The sequence below is a fragment of the Actinophytocola sp. genome (assembly GCF_035942955.1).
Classification (GTDB): domain Bacteria; phylum Actinomycetota; class Actinomycetes; order Mycobacteriales; family Pseudonocardiaceae; genus DASYTH01.
Genome location: NZ_DASZCQ010000317.1, coordinates 1 through 13684, shown reverse-complemented (window position 1 = coordinate 13684; position 13684 = coordinate 1). Strand labels below are relative to the sequence as shown.

Annotated in this window: 15 protein-coding genes and 1 pseudogene; 1 reads left to right on the top strand and 15 read right to left on the bottom strand. The window is 71.9% G+C overall.

What is annotated here, in order from left to right; all coding sequences use genetic code 11:
- The 11 genes and pseudogenes from VGX25_RS31675 to VGX25_RS31625 form a co-directional block, all read right to left on the bottom strand.
- Positions 1 to 455 (bottom strand): annotated as a pseudogene (locus tag VGX25_RS31675) (hypothetical protein); the annotation flags it as partial.
- Positions 456 to 540: 85 nt separating this feature from the next.
- Positions 541 to 2622, bottom strand: coding sequence for a VWA domain-containing protein (locus VGX25_RS31670; protein WP_326921633.1), 2082 nt, complete (start codon positions 2620 to 2622; stop codon positions 541 to 543).
- A gap of 13 nt (positions 2623 to 2635) precedes the next feature.
- Positions 2636 to 3625 carry a zinc ribbon domain-containing protein gene (locus VGX25_RS31665; protein WP_326921632.1) on the bottom strand — a complete coding sequence of 330 codons (990 nt, stop codon included), beginning with the start codon at positions 3623 to 3625 and terminating at the stop codon, positions 2636 to 2638.
- Positions 3622 to 4176, bottom strand: a complete 555-nt coding sequence (locus VGX25_RS31660) for a phage tail protein (RefSeq protein ID WP_326921631.1) — start codon at positions 4174 to 4176, stop codon at positions 3622 to 3624. Before VGX25_RS31660 ends, VGX25_RS31665 begins: the two co-directional genes overlap by 4 nt.
- 3 nt (positions 4177 to 4179) lie before the next feature.
- Positions 4180 to 6120, bottom strand: coding sequence for a putative baseplate assembly protein (locus tag VGX25_RS31655; protein WP_326921630.1), 1941 nt, complete (start codon positions 6118 to 6120; stop codon positions 4180 to 4182).
- Entirely contained in the window at positions 6120 to 6542 is a 423-nt protein-coding gene (locus tag VGX25_RS31650; protein WP_326921629.1) for a GPW/gp25 family protein, read from the bottom strand. Before VGX25_RS31650 ends, VGX25_RS31655 begins: the two co-directional genes overlap by 1 nt.
- Before the next feature lie 3 nt (positions 6543 to 6545).
- Positions 6546 to 6827 (bottom strand): PAAR domain-containing protein, encoded by a 282-nt coding sequence (locus VGX25_RS31645; protein ID WP_326921628.1) that lies wholly within the window; start codon positions 6825 to 6827, stop codon positions 6546 to 6548.
- Positions 6828 to 6838: 11 nt separating this feature from the next.
- A complete protein-coding gene (locus VGX25_RS31640) occupies positions 6839 to 8659 on the bottom strand; it encodes a VgrG-related protein (RefSeq protein ID WP_326921627.1) in 1821 nt (606 codons plus the stop codon).
- The gene (locus VGX25_RS31635) at positions 8649 to 9416 is read right to left on the bottom strand and encodes a peptidase M23 (RefSeq protein WP_326921626.1); all 768 of its coding nucleotides are present in this window, start codon (positions 9414 to 9416) and stop codon (positions 8649 to 8651) included. Before VGX25_RS31635 ends, VGX25_RS31640 begins: the two co-directional genes overlap by 11 nt.
- A 3-nt stretch (positions 9417 to 9419) precedes the next feature.
- Positions 9420 to 9851, bottom strand: coding sequence for a phage tail protein (locus VGX25_RS31630; RefSeq protein ID WP_326921625.1), 432 nt, complete (start codon positions 9849 to 9851; stop codon positions 9420 to 9422).
- Positions 9852 to 9863: 12 nt separating this feature from the next.
- Positions 9864 to 10679 (bottom strand): hypothetical protein, encoded by an 816-nt coding sequence (locus tag VGX25_RS31625; RefSeq protein WP_326921624.1) that lies wholly within the window; start codon positions 10677 to 10679, stop codon positions 9864 to 9866.
- Between VGX25_RS31625 and VGX25_RS31620 the strand changes: the two genes are divergently transcribed.
- Positions 10645 to 11328, top strand: coding sequence for a hypothetical protein (locus VGX25_RS31620; protein ID WP_326921623.1), 684 nt, complete (start codon positions 10645 to 10647; stop codon positions 11326 to 11328). The two genes, VGX25_RS31625 and VGX25_RS31620, sit on opposite strands and share 35 nt — an antisense overlap.
- Before the next feature lie 1075 nt (positions 11329 to 12403).
- Here the strand turns inward: VGX25_RS31620 and VGX25_RS31615 are convergent.
- From VGX25_RS31615 to VGX25_RS31600, 4 genes are all read right to left on the bottom strand, one after another.
- Positions 12404 to 12562, bottom strand: coding sequence for a DUF6760 family protein (locus VGX25_RS31615; protein WP_326921622.1), 159 nt, complete (start codon positions 12560 to 12562; stop codon positions 12404 to 12406).
- Positions 12559 to 12993, bottom strand: a complete 435-nt coding sequence (locus VGX25_RS31610) for a hypothetical protein (protein WP_326921621.1) — start codon at positions 12991 to 12993, stop codon at positions 12559 to 12561. The genes VGX25_RS31615 and VGX25_RS31610 overlap by 4 nt, the downstream gene beginning before the upstream one ends.
- Positions 12994 to 12997: 4 nt before the next feature.
- A complete protein-coding gene (locus tag VGX25_RS31605) occupies positions 12998 to 13441 on the bottom strand; it encodes a phage tail protein (RefSeq protein WP_326921620.1) in 444 nt (147 codons plus the stop codon).
- Positions 13442 to 13456: 15 nt separating this feature from the next.
- The coding region (locus tag VGX25_RS31600; RefSeq protein ID WP_326921619.1) for a phage tail sheath C-terminal domain-containing protein at positions 13457 to 13684 on the bottom strand (228 nt) is incomplete at its 5' end.

Genomic DNA, 13684 nt, shown 5'->3' with positions numbered 1-13684 from the left:
CCCTCCGGGGCGGCGGCGGCGAGCTGGACCGCGATGGGGTAGTTCCCGCGGTTGTCGATGGCGATCTTGTACTTCGCCCTGGCCGCGGCCTCCACCTTGGGCGGGACCACCTCGGCGGTCAGGTCGGCGAACGGGGCGACGTCGATGACGCCCTCCTCGACCACCGAGCCGGCCGGGTCCTCCTGGGAGGACACCCGGATGCCGAACGGCGCGGGACCGGCGACCACGTCGGCGGATCGCGGTGGGGCGAACCGGACGGTGACCGTGGTCGCCTCGCCCGGCAGCAGGTTGACGACCGGTGGCTCGGCGGTCGCCCAGTTTCCCGGCTCGCCGACGACCTCGATCACGAACTGGTCGACGACCATGCCGGAGTTGCGGACGGCGACCTCGCAGGTGGCCTGCTGGCCGCCCGCGACGGCCAGGCTGGTGGCGGAGAGCGTTGCGGTGGCACCCATGTGCTCAAGTCTCCTTCTTGTTGCTGGGCAAGCGAATGAGCGGACGGGAGAAGGCGGGGACGTTCGGCGTTGCACCGATGGGCAATCAGCGGATGATGAACTCCTGCGGCTTGAGCGTGCGGGCCACCACCAGGAACGGGTTCGACTCCACCGCGCCGAATCGCGGCCCGGCCACCGGTTCGGCCAGCAGCCTGCGCTCTCCCTTGATGTCCTTGTGGAACACCAGCGCCTGCGCGTCGATCGTCCCGTCCGGCCCGACCGTCGCCTCGCCGGGGATCTCCGAGATGCCGATCGACCACTTCAGCCGGATCCGTGCCCCGGCCGGGAAGTCCTTGCCCACCACGTGGGTGACGAACCCCTGCGGGCCGGCCGGTGGGTCGACCGCCAGCACCGGCCGGCGGATCACCACCCGCCCGGCGCCGGCATTGTCGGCCGGGTCGATGTCGGGCCCCGAGGTGGACACCGTCGCCGACACCGGCTGATCCACGGCGTCGACCGGCGTGAACGTCAGTCGCACCAGGACGGTCTGCCCGGGAGCCAGCGTGCCGAGGTCGCAGACCCCCGCGCAGCCGGCCGGACTCACCGCCGACGCCCGCAGCGTGGCCGGCAGCGTGCTGGTGAGCCGCACCGCCGGCATCGCCGCCGGACCGGCGTTGCGCACGCTGTGGGTGACCACCACCGGATCGCCGCCGACGAACCCGACCGCCGGCTCCACCGTCGTGCGCAGCGACAGCGCCCCCGGTGTGCGGCTCAGCGTCATCGTGGTCCGCACCACCACCGGCGGGTTCACCTTGTCGTCGACCGTCAGCGTGAGCTGGTACGTCCCCGGCTCGGTGCACGTGACCACAGTGGACAGCGCGGTCGAATCGCCGAACGAGCAGGCGGCCCCCGGGACCGGCGTGACCGCCCAGGTGGTGGTCAACCCCGGGCTGTTCGGCTCGGTCACCGTGCCCGCAATGGATACCGGATGGTCCTCCTCCCCCGTGTACGGCCCACCCGCCGACACCGCCGGCGCCGCCTTGATCGTGACGCTGCGACAGTCCGTCACCTCCCCCGGTCCCCCGCCGTCGGACCCCTTGGCGGTCACGCACAACCGGTGCGGACCGGCCTGGAGCGGCGTGGTGGCGACGCTGTAGTCCACAGTGGCCGGTCCAACGACTGGCAGCGGCGGTGTCACGTTGGTGATCCGAACGGGATTCCCGCCGTCCACCTGCACGCTCAGCTCGGTCAACCGGGACGCGATGATGCCGGGCACGACCTTGGGCAGGTCGGCGATCGTGTCCACGGGTGCGCAGCTGCCGCCGGTCTTGTCCGCGATCTTGGCGAGCGTGTTGCCCTCGGTCGTGCTGCCGCATTGGGCCAGGGAGCCGATCGCGAAGGTGTGGAACACTATTCCTTCGGCCTTCGCCTTGATCAGCAGATCGTCGATGTCCCCGCCGAAATTGTTGGCCCCGTCGGACATGAAGATCACGATCCGGGACGGCGCCCTGGTGGCGGTGGCCGCGCTCAGCGCCGCGGTGATGCCCGCCTCGAAGTTGGTGAAGTCGTTGCCCGCGGACTTTCGGGTGAACTCCTCGACCCCGCCCGGCGGGTCGGGCCGGTTCTCGCCCGCTCTGTTGTGGACCGAGGAGAGCACCTCGACGACATCGGGAACACCGTTGCCGTTGTCATCCGCCCTCGGGTGGGTGGTGGGCAGATCACCGTCCGCCTCGTTGAGGTCGGCGGTCGCGGCGCCCTTGCCGAAGACGGCGACGCTCACCTTCGCCACCGTCTGGGCGCGAACGGCTTCGCCGTTCAACGCCTTCGCCGCGGCGAGCTCGCAATCGAGGATGTCGTTGATCGGCCGGCCGTCCGGGGCTGTCGCGCCGTCGTTGTTCTCGTCGCCGCTGCATCCCTGGACCTCGTCCTGGGTGCTCCCCGAGACGTCCACCACGTAGGTGAGGGTCGTGTTCGGCACCGGCTGGCCTCCGCCGATCTCCGCTCTACCGGTGATGGTCACCGGGCCGGGCGGGAGGATCGCGTTGTCGGCCGGGGTGTTCATGGTGACGGCGATCCTGGTGCCGCCGGGCAGCGGGGCCTCCACGGCGGTGGCGGGGGTGGGGAAGACCGAGGAGGCGCCGACGAGGGCCAGGAGGGGTAACACGATCAGGGGGCGGTTGGCGCGCACGAGGGCTCTCCTATTAGGACACTTGCTCGAACAGCTCGATCTCCGAGATGGCTACGGTGTCGCCTTGGAGGGAGCGGTGCAGGTCGACGATGTGGATCTCGACGGTCGTGGCGCCGGCGCTGTTGGCGATGTCGACGGTCTGCTCCTCCGGGGTGTCGGCGAGCGTGACGTCGAACGCCTGGCCTGTGGAGTAGACCAGGTGCAGCTTGGCGGGGCGGTGGGCGGACTGGAAGTCGGCCGCGTTGCCGATACGCACGATCGCCCGGCGGATGTCGACCGGACGGTGGAACGTCAGCACGAGCGCCACCTCGCCGCCGGTCGCGGGGGCCGCCCAGAACGTGTTCTTGGCGTTGTCGGCGGCCAGGTTGGGTCCGTGGTCGGGCACCTCGGCGGTGGCGGTCACGCTGGTCGGCCGGATCGGGTCGTACTTGGTCACGAACACGCCCTTGACCCAGTCGCGCGCGCCGAGCACCCGGTGGTTCACCTCGGACCGAACGTCCGGCACGGCGGCGTACAGCACGGCGAGCAGCACCAGGACGGTGAGCACCACCCGGCGGACCCAGCGGGCCCAGGCCCGCCACGGCCGCCCACCCCGGGCCCGCGGCCGGTCACCGACGTGGCGCTTTCTGGTGCCACGCCGCGGAAGCAGCACCTGCCACCACCGGCGCTCGACGGTCTGGGCCTCGGCGAGCGAATGCCCGCAGTGCCGGCAGAACTTGCGCGCGGGCGCGTTGCCGGCGCCGCACTCGCCGCAGATGAGATCGCCGGGAGCGGGCGGGCGGCGCTCGGTGCCGGTCGGCGTGGTGCGCCGGTGCACCCGCTCGTCGGTCGGCTGCTGCACGGCCGGTTGCGGCACGGCCGGTTGCTCGACGCCGGGGCCCGCGGCCTGGGCGAGCGCCGGCTCCTCGGCGGGCGCGCCCTGCCATTCAAGGAACGTGCCGCAGTTGCCGCAGAACTCGGTGTCGGCGGCGTTGCGCGTCCCGCACCGGGTACAGACGATCATGCTTCCACCCCCTCGGGCGTGGCCACCTCGACGGTCACCGCCACATGCACGGGAACGGCGTCGGCGATCGCGGCGGTGAGCCAGCGCCGGTCGATCGCCGCCGGATCGGCGACCCGCACCCGGACCAGGACACGGGCCGGGTCGGTGCCGGGCAGCGGCTGCCCCGGCCGGTTGGCGGCCACGCACCCGCCGCTGTCGACGATCTCCACCTCGCCGCCGGTCAGCAGCCGCACGTGGGCGGCGAGCCCACGGGTGGTGCCCCGCCAGCGGTGCAGCTCGACCGCGTGGCCGACCAGGTCCCGCCGCTGCTGCTGGCTCCACCGCTCGTCGACGTCGAGGGCCACCCAGTGGGTGAGCCAGTCGAGGAAGTCCTTGGGGGCCAGGCTCGGATCCAGATAGTCGGCGAACCCGTCGAGCACCGCGATCACCGGGGCGAGCACCTCGTCCAAAGCGGACACCAGCCGCAGCGTGAAACCGTTCTCGAGGTAGATGCCCGGCAGCCGGTCCCCGATGGGATGCCGGACCGGCGGATCCACGGCTCCGTTGCGCACCGGTCAGCTCCTCGTCACTCGAACCTGGTGGCCGAACGGGAACACCAGGGCGTTGGGCGGAAGGTCGAGGCGGGGCACCGCGGGACCGCGCTCGCCGGTGACCGGGTTCGCGCCGAACAGGCGCACGTCCTCGACCAGCTCGACGCCGGAAAGCCCCTGCAGCGCGGCGAAGACCTCACCCTCCTGCACCGGCCGGCCGAACGGCCAGCCGTCGCCGTCCGGGCCGCCGCCCACCGGGTTGAAGTAGTCGTACAGCGCCTTGATCGCCCGGTCTTGCAGGCGATCCGGGGAGGTGCGGCGGCGGGCCCGCAGCTGCGCGACCACGGTCACCCCCTGGTAGAACGGCGGCTCGACCGCCACCCGGGCGCCGAGGCAGCGCCGCTCATCGAGGCTGCGCTCGATCGTGGCGCGCGTGCCGGCGTCGAGCATCAGCGTGGCGAACTCCAGCTCCCCGGTGGCGGCCACCGCGGGCACGACGAGCACCCGGATCCCGTTGCCGTCCTCGCCGTCCGGCACGCACCGCACGCGCGCCACCTGCGGCGCGGCCGCCCTGGTGAGCTGCTCGTAGTCCTCCGCGGTGACCGCGCGGTCCCGCGTCCGCAACAGCAGCGGACCGCGTGCCGAAGCGTCCGCAATGGACTCCGCGTCCACGCCGCCGGTGGCCGGCCGACGGTTGGTCACGCCGCTGACGAACGGCACCGGATCCCGCTGCACGGCGAGCATCCCGCGGGCGACGTTGCCCCGCCGGCCCCCGCCGGACCGGTACTCCGGCACCCGGATGACCGCGGACTTGGCCGGAACCGCGCCGTAGTAACGGAAGCTCCCATCGGGCTGGCGGATCGCCGGGCCGAACACGACCTCCCCGGTCACCCGGTCGAGCCGCACGTGCCGGTCGTCCGGACCGGAGCGGGCGAAGGTCGGAACCTCCCACCACTCCTCCCAGCCCGACTCCTCGGCCACCTCGACCAGCAGTGGGCCGTCGCCGGCCACGACCGGGCGCCGGGCGAGCGGGAACCGTTGCCCCGGCACGCCTTCGGACGTGCCGATGACCTCGTCACGGACCACGTCGGCGTGCACCGCGGGCACCGTGCCGCCGATGGTGGCCGCGGTGATCGTGTGCAGGGTGGGCGACGCGCGGTAGAACGGTTGCCCCGGCTCGGCCTCGACGGTCCGGCAGCGCAGCCAGCCGGCCCGCTCGTGGCCGACGATCGACGCGGTGTGGCCGGCCGGCACCAGCAGCTCGACGTCGCCGGCGGTGTTGAACCCGCCGGTGGTGTCCCGGTCCACCTCGCAGGCCGCCCAGGCCTCACCGTCCCAGGCCTCCCAGACCAGCGGCGGGTCGCGCGGGTCCACGCCGACCCCGTCGACCTCGCACTCCATCCGCAACAGCACCGTGCAACCCGGCACCGCCTCGGAAAGCCCTACGTAGACGGCGTTTCCGGGCTCGGGCGGCGTGCCGAAGCAGGCCGGTCCGCGCCCGGCGAGGACGTCCTCGGTGCGGTCGACCACCTGCCCGGTGTCGGATCCGGCCGTGGCCAGCCGGGTCCACGTGCACGGCACGATCGCCAGCGGCCGCTCGACGGTGAACACGACCGGCTCCTCCACCTCGGTGCGCAGGCTGGCCACCTGCGTGCCGGCCGGGATCCGCACGGTGCTCTCCTGCGGGGCGGACAGCCGGAACGTCGTGTCGCAGCGCGCCGCGGACGGCGGGAACAGCTGGACCCCGATCAGGTCGAGGAAGCGGAGGTAGTGCAGGTCGGGCACGCGGTTGAGCCGGTAGAGCAACTGGTCGACCATGAACGCGAACGTCTCGATCAGCGTCACGCCCGGGTCGGACACGTTGTGATCCGTCCACTCAGGACAGCGTTGCATCACCCGGCGCTTGGCCTCGTCGACGAGGTCCTGGAACCGGCGATCGTCCAGGTTGGGGGTCGGCAGCGGCATCACGCACCGTCCGGAACCGGGGCCTCGACGGCCTCGTGCTGCGGGATGACGTAGAACGGGAACACCAGGTTGCGCGGGTCGTTGGTGTTACGCATCGTGTACCGGACGTCGATCAGCAGCGTGCCCCGCTCCACCGCCTCGAAGCCGACCACCACGTCGGTCAGCGTGATGCGCGGCTCCCAGCGCTCGAGCGAGACCCTGACCTCGTAGGCGATCTGGCCGGCGGTGGCCGCGTCGGCCGGCGCGAACACCAGGTCGTGGATGGCGCAGCCGAACTCCGGGCGCATCGGCCGCTCCCCCAGCGCGGTGCCCAGGATCAGCCGGATGCTCTCCACGATCTCCCGGTCGCCGCCGACCAGCGCGACCGACCCGGTCGCATCGGTGTGCACCGGGAACGCCCAGCCCCTGCCGATGAAGTCCACCCCTTACCCTCCAATCAGGACGGTCGGGCAGCCCATGACGATCGGCGCGCCGCAGCCGGACAGGTCGCCCATCCTGGCCGCCGGCAGGCCGCCGATCAGCACGGTCGGGCAGCCGGGCGGCACGATCGGGGTGGGCGGATGCGGTGGCGGGGGCGGGAACGAGCAGGCGTGCAGGGTGCCGACGGTGGCCGCGGGCTGCCCGCCGATCAGCACGGTCGGCACGCCGGGTCCACTGATCACGCCGGGGTGCCCGGTGGGATCGCCGACTCTGGCCGCTGGTGGCATGTCGCCCTCCTCTAGTTGATCCGCACGAGGCTGCCGCGCACGGTGACCGCGCCGCTTGCGGTGAGCTCGGCCTGGCCCTGCCCGGTGACGGCGACCGTGGCGCCCTCGACCTGCACCCCGGCGGTGCCGGAGAGCTTCATCGAGGCGTTGGCCGATACCGCGACGTCGCTTGCCGACTCGACGGTCACCTTCTGGCCCTTGAGCTCGAGCGGGCCGCTGCCGGCGTCGACGGTCACGCCGTTGCGCGCCTTGACCGCGATTCCCTTGCCGCTGGTGACCTCGATCATCTGGTTCTTCTGGTCCAGCTTGACGACCAGCTTGCCGTCGCCGCTGGCGATGGTGATCCCGTCCGCCTCGACCAGCTCCAGCTTGTGGCCCTTGCGCGAGACGAAGCCGCGGACGGCGATCTCGCCCGTGCCGCCGTCGACCGGGTCGACCGACAGCGACGGCACCGTGTCCTTGCCGTTGTGCAGGCCGCCGAGCACGTACGGCGCGTCGAAGTTGCCGTGCTCGAAGCCGACCAGCACCTCGTCGCCCACCTCGGGAAGCACGAGGGCACCCCTGGCCTTGCCCGCGCCGAGCTGGGCCACCCGCGCCCAGTTGCTCGTGTAGCCCTTGTCCAGCCAGGGAAACGTCAGCTTCAGCCGGCCGAGCTTGGCCGGGTCGCGGGCGTCGCTGACAATTGCCGGAACCAGTCCACCGTGGACACTCGGCTGGTCCTGCCCGCCGGTGGCCAGGCCGTAGAGCGACCGCTCCTGCCGGCCGGACACGGCGAACTCCGTCGTGTAGCCGACCTCGCCGCTGAACAGGTGGCGGGTGCTGGTCAGGGTGTACTTGCCGGCGAACGGCTCGCCCACGTTGGCCAGCGTGACCGCGACCCCGGCGCGCAGCTTCGGGTTGCCCTTGGCCACCCCGGACAGCTCCACGCAGGCGCTGCCGAACTGGGCGGCGAGCGCGTCCGCGGCGGCGGTCGCCTCCGCCTGGGTGAGATGCGGCGCGGCGGCCAGCAGCGGTGGGCTGCCGAACTTCTTGGCCAGGGCAATGGGATCCGCGCCCGGAACCTCGATGCCGGCGTGCGTCGGCGTCGCGGTCGCGGTGACCGCCTGCTTGGTGTCGACGTCCCAGCCGCGCACCTGCACCTCGGGCACCTGCTCGGCGGCGGTCACCCCGGCCCGCAGCGAGATCAGCGTCCGGTGCGCCTCGAGCACCAGCGGGTCGGTGTGCGCCTTGGCGTTGGTGTCCGGCGCCGCGCTCGGCTGCTCCGGCAGTCTGAAGTGGAGCTTGCCCTCCAGCACGGCGATCTGTGCGCCGACCGCGTTGGCCAGCCGGGACAGGAACTCCCAGTCGCTCACGTTGTCCTGGCTGAACTGGGTGTGCGGCCGGCCGCCGACGCCGCGGACGGCATCGACCGTGCCCACGGCGATCCCGGCGCGCTGGGCGACCTTGCGGACCACGTCGGCGACGGTCATGTTCGGGTACACCGCGACCCGGCGGCCGCGGAACAACCGGTGCGCGTGGTCGTACCCGCGCACCTCGGTGAACGTGCCGGTGCGGTCCAGATCCAGCCCAACGGCGGTGATCTCGCCGCTCATCAGCGGCTGCGGCCCGCCGGGGTCGGCGGTCTGCACCTTCAGGTCGACCTTCGTGCCGACCGCGAACCCGCCCTTGGCCAGCACGACGTGGCCGGGGTCGCGGAACCGCAACACGAACAGGTCGGGGAGGTTCCGGCTGTCGTCGACGTAGGCGTAGGTGAGCAGGGTCTTGACGTCGTCGGGCAGCGGCCGGCCGGCGACCTCCACGACCAGGCTGTTGGCGAAGCTCTCATTGGCCATTCGACCGGCCCCCGATCTCCTCGAGGGCGGGCACAAGCAGCCGGTCCCCGGGGCGCAACCGCATCGGGTCGTCGACCTCGTTGGCGTACGCGATCTCCCGCCACAGCTCGGCGTTGCCGTAGGCCCGGAACGCCAGCGACTGCAACGTGTCCCCGGCCACCAGCTGGTGGGTGTCCCGGGCGGCAAGCGCGCCGGAGGTGGGGTTCTGCCCGGACTGCTCCCCGGCGATCTCCTCGAGGTTGACCGTGCAGACCGCGCGGACCGGGACGCCGCCCGGGGTGAAGAGGGTGTACTTGGCGGTGACGCTGGCCACGTAGGCGGGAAAGCCGGTCATGCCGCCCCACTTGAAGATCACCCAGGGCGGTGAGCCCTTGCCCTTCTGCCGGCTGTCCTCAGTGGCCACACAGCAGGCGAACAACCGCTCGACGGTCTTGACCACCTGGTCGCCCATGGTGTCGGTGGCGTCGAGGAACATCTCGAGGGCGAGCTTGGCCGGGTCGGAGCCCTTGAACTCCGGGGGCCCGCTCTTCTTGGCGTTGCGCTGCGCCTCCCGCTGCCACTTGGCGTTCTTGGTCAGCGACAATTCCTTGGGGTTGAACTGGAACTTGATGTCGTACATGTGGTCGCCGGGCTTGGCCAGGCTCCCCGCCTGCGGCGGCTTGTGCACCGACAGCAGCGCCGGCTCCTTCTTCGTCGGAGCGGAGCCGTTCGACGACGGCGGTGAGCCGGCCGAGGTGAAGGTGATCGGCGATGCCATGGGTCAGGCCCCCCGTCCCAGGAAGCCGTGATGAGCAAGCTCCAGCGTCTCGGTGGCGACCTTCGGCGAGTCGGCGGACAGCTGCGGCCCGGTCCACCGCACGGGAACCACGTCCACGAGCGACCACCGCGCGATCACCGTGCCGCCCAGCGTCCTTGCCTCGATTGTGGCCGTCTTCCGCTGGACCCCGCGGGCCATCCCGGCGATCCACGACGTGATCTTCGCGCTCTCCTTGGTCACCGGCCGGCTCAGCTTCACGTTGGAATACTTGATCCGCGTCGGCAGCTGCCAGACGAACCCGTTGTTCCCACCCTCCTCGCGCTGCTCCATGACGAACTCGCAGCCGAGCCCGTCACAGCTGCTGAACGCGCCGAGGCTGTCGTCGTCGATCTTGACGACGTAGCAGACGGCGACCGCTTCCTCCACTTCGGACATTGGTCACTCCCCTCAACGCGACAGATCGGTGAGCCGGCCGCGCCGCTCCCGATCGAGCAACAACTCGGTCTTGAGCCTGCGCAACAACGGATCGAACAGCTTCTTCACCAGCTCCTCCGGATCCTGACCCGCCGCCGGCGCCGCCCCCGACTGCGGCGCCGGCTGCGGCCCGACCGCGGGCGCGGGCGCGGCGATCTCCTCCTGCCGCTGAACTTCGACGGGAACCAGCCGAGCCTCCGGCAGCCGCACGGCATCACCCGCCGGCGCGGCGTCCGACACGTGGTGGTGGCCGGTGCGCTGAATCGCCAGCGGCGCCGGCGCCGGCTCGGGGTCCCCCGCCGAGCGGGCCACGACGACCGGCTGACCCGACACGAGCGGGCGGTCGGCGAACGGCGGCAGAAGTGCCGTGCTGGACTCGCTTCGAGCGCTCACGGCCGCACCGGCGGCGGGTAGCCAGATCGGTGCCGGTGCGGGCTGATCCGGCAGCGCTCTGGCGACGGTGATCGGCTCACCGGACACGGTGGGCCGAGTGGGGATCACGGCCGGCCCGGCTCCATCGATGACCGGGCGGCCAACCTGCGCCAGCTCCTCCGGCACCGGCCCGGGGTGGTCCGATGCCAAGCGGGCCACGGTGATCGGCTCACCGGACACGGTGGGCCGAGTGGGGATCACGGCCGGCCCGGCTTCATCGTTGGTCGGGCGCGTGGTCTGCGCCGGCTCCTCCGGCGCCCGACCGGCGAGGTCCGATACCGAGCGGGCCACGACGATCGGCTCACCGGAAACGGTGGACCGGGTGGAGATCGAGGCCGGCCCGGCTTCGCCGGTCACCTGGCGGGACACCGGCATCGGCTCGCCCGGTGCCGGTGGGCGGGTCGGGGCCGGGGTGGGTGGGTCCGACATCGCGCGGGCCACGGTGATCGGTTCACCGGGCGCGGTCGGGGCAAGGGCCGGCGCGGATCCGGTGGCGGAGCGGGACACCGGCATCGGCTCGTCCGGCATTGGCCCGAGTGGGCTCGGCATCGAGGGGGCCACGACGACCGGCTCGGCGGGTCCCACAGGGATCGGGGCAGGCGTGGGCTGGTCCGGCAGCGAGCGGCCGGCGACGATCGGCTTCCCGGGCACGGTGGAGGCACGTTCATCGGTGGCCGAGCGGGCGACGACCATCGGTTCACCGGGCCCGGCGGGAAGAGTGGGGGCGGGAGAGACTTCGCCGGTCGCCGAACGGGCAACGACAATCGGCTCGCCAGTCACGGTGGGGCGCGTAGGCCCTGGAGCGATTTCGCCGGTCGCCGAACGGGCGACGGCGATCGATTTACCGGGCGCGGTCGGACGGATGGGCACCGGGGTGGTTTCGCTGATGGCCGGGCGGGCGACGACCATCGATTCACCGGGCCCGGTCGGGCGGGTGGATGCCGGAGCGGCGTCGGCGGCGGACGAACGGGCAACAACCATAGGCTCGCCCGGCACGGTGGGATGAGTCGGCGGAGCGGCTTCCTCGGCGGACAAGCGGGCGACGACGATCGGCTCACCGGGCGCTGTGGGATGACTTGGCGGAGCGGCTTCCTCGGCGGACGAGCGGGCGACGACGATCGGCTCGCCGGGTGCGGTGGGGTGGGTGGGTGGAGCGGCTTCTTCGGTGACCGAGTCCGACCGGGGCATCGGCCCGTCCGGTGCCGGTGCGGGGTGGTCCGGCACCGTGCGGGACACGGCCATCGGCGCAGCGGGAGCGGGGGCGGTTTCGCCGGTCACCGAGCGGGACACCGGCATTGGATTGTCCAGTGCAGGGGCACGGTGATCCGGCAGCGAGCCGGTGACGACGATCGGCTCGCCGGGTGCTGTGGGGTGGGTGGGTGACGGGGTGGCCTCGTCGGTGGCCGAGCGGGATATGTGCACGGGCTCGTCGGGTGTCGAGCGGGGCGTGGCGGGGTGGTCCTGTGCTGAGCGGGACACGACGATGGGCTCGCCGAGGCGGGTCGTGCGGGTGCGCGGCGGTGGCGGTTCCGTGAGAGTGGGGTGGGAGTCCGCGGGCCGAGCGTCGAAGTGTCCTGTGTGGACTATGGGCTCCGGTGGTGGGTCGGTGAGGGGCGGTCCAAGGCCGAGTCGCCGCGGGGTCGGCGCCGGCGGTGGGGATGGTGGCGGCTCCGCCGCGCGCTGCACCGCGGGGACCGGACCCGGCGAACCCTCGACCACCAGCTGGCGCACCGGGAGGTCGACGGGGCGGGCCACGGTGAGCTCGGTGGCGGCGAGCGGTGCGAGTGGGACGGTGGGCCGTGGGTCGGGTGGGGATGGTGGGGCGACGGGCATGTCGGGGGATGCCGACGGGGTGGCGAGGTCGGCGACTCCGGAGGGTTCGGCCGGGCCGACCCGGTGGCCGAGCGGCTCCAGGAACGACGGGTTGCGCCAGGAGGTCAGGGAGTCCGAGAACCGCTGGACCGGGTTGATCAGCGGGTGCTCCCGCGCGATCCGGTCGATCGGGGGGAGGGTGCGCCACTCGGCCCTGCTGACCGGCATGGGAGCCGGGCCGGATTTGCGTCGCCACGGCCACATCGCGCTCAGCCTCCCTTCGTGATCCGGGTGTTGATCCTGGCGATCTCGGCGACGTACCGGAGCCGGTCGGGGTGCTCGAGGTCGAGGATGTCGTCCAGCGGCCAGTGCAGGTGGTACGCCACGTACGCGACCTGTTCGTGCAGCCGGTCAGGCGCGTACGTCACGATTCCCCCAGGCGGCCACCGGCGATGTCCACCGCGAACTGGCGGCCGCAGTCCGGACAGGACACACCGGCCCTCGTGTGGCCCTCGCTGTTGATCCGCCGGTACAGGTCCTGCAGGAACGCCAGATCCGACGCGAACAGGTTCTCGATCACCCCGGCGTGGATGTCGGTGACGTCGCCGATGCGGGTGACCACCCTGGCGAGCAGCACCACGGTGAGGTACGCCGGGTTCTCCCGAACCCGGTCATCCCGCAGCGGCACCAGCTCGTCCCGGGCCGTCGCCAGCCGCATCGTCCCGGAATGGTGCGTGACACCGGCGTCGTCGACGTAGCCGCGCGGCAGCTCGAACGCGAACTCGGTCCGCAGCGGGTCGCGCCGCGGCGCGGGAGACTGCCCTTCGTCGGCCGGGGCAAGGGTCATGGTTCGACGCATCGTGTTACTGCGCTTCCAGTCCCTCGTGGACGATCACGAGCTTCTCGGTGAGGACGCTCGTGTCGCCGGCCTTCAGCGAGCCGATCTCCAGACTCTTGGGCCAGCAGTTGGTGAGCTTGTAGCGCTTGAGCGCGGTGCCCTCGTAGTCGTAGACGATGATCGCCCCGCCCTTGCGCGCGCTGCCCATCTTGCCGAAGTGCGAGTCCTTGATCCACTTCTCGAAGCTGCTGTCCTCGGTCAGCCCGCGGGTGAGCGTGACCTCACCGGCCTTCGGGCGGCCGGGCAGCTTCTTGTTGATGTACTTGCCATCCGCGGTGTTCTGCTTGAGCTCGATGACGTCCTGCTCCATCTTCAGGCCGGTCACCTCGGAGATCTGCTTGATCGTGATGCCGTCGACCTCAAGGCCGAACGAGTGGCCTACCGACGTGTCGAGATCGGGGAGTGCCATGTCGATGAACCGCCTTTACTCGTTGACCAGACTGGTGCCGCCCTGCAGCTGGGCGAGCCGGAAGATGACGAACTCCGCTGGCTTGACCGGCGCCACGCCGATCTCGCAGACCACCTGACCGGCGTCGATCTGCTCGGCCGGGTTGGTCTCGCGGTCGCAGCGCACGTAGTAGGCCTCGTCGGGGGTGAGCCCGAACAGGGCGCCCTTGCGCCACTCGTTGACCAGGAAGGCGCTGATGGTACG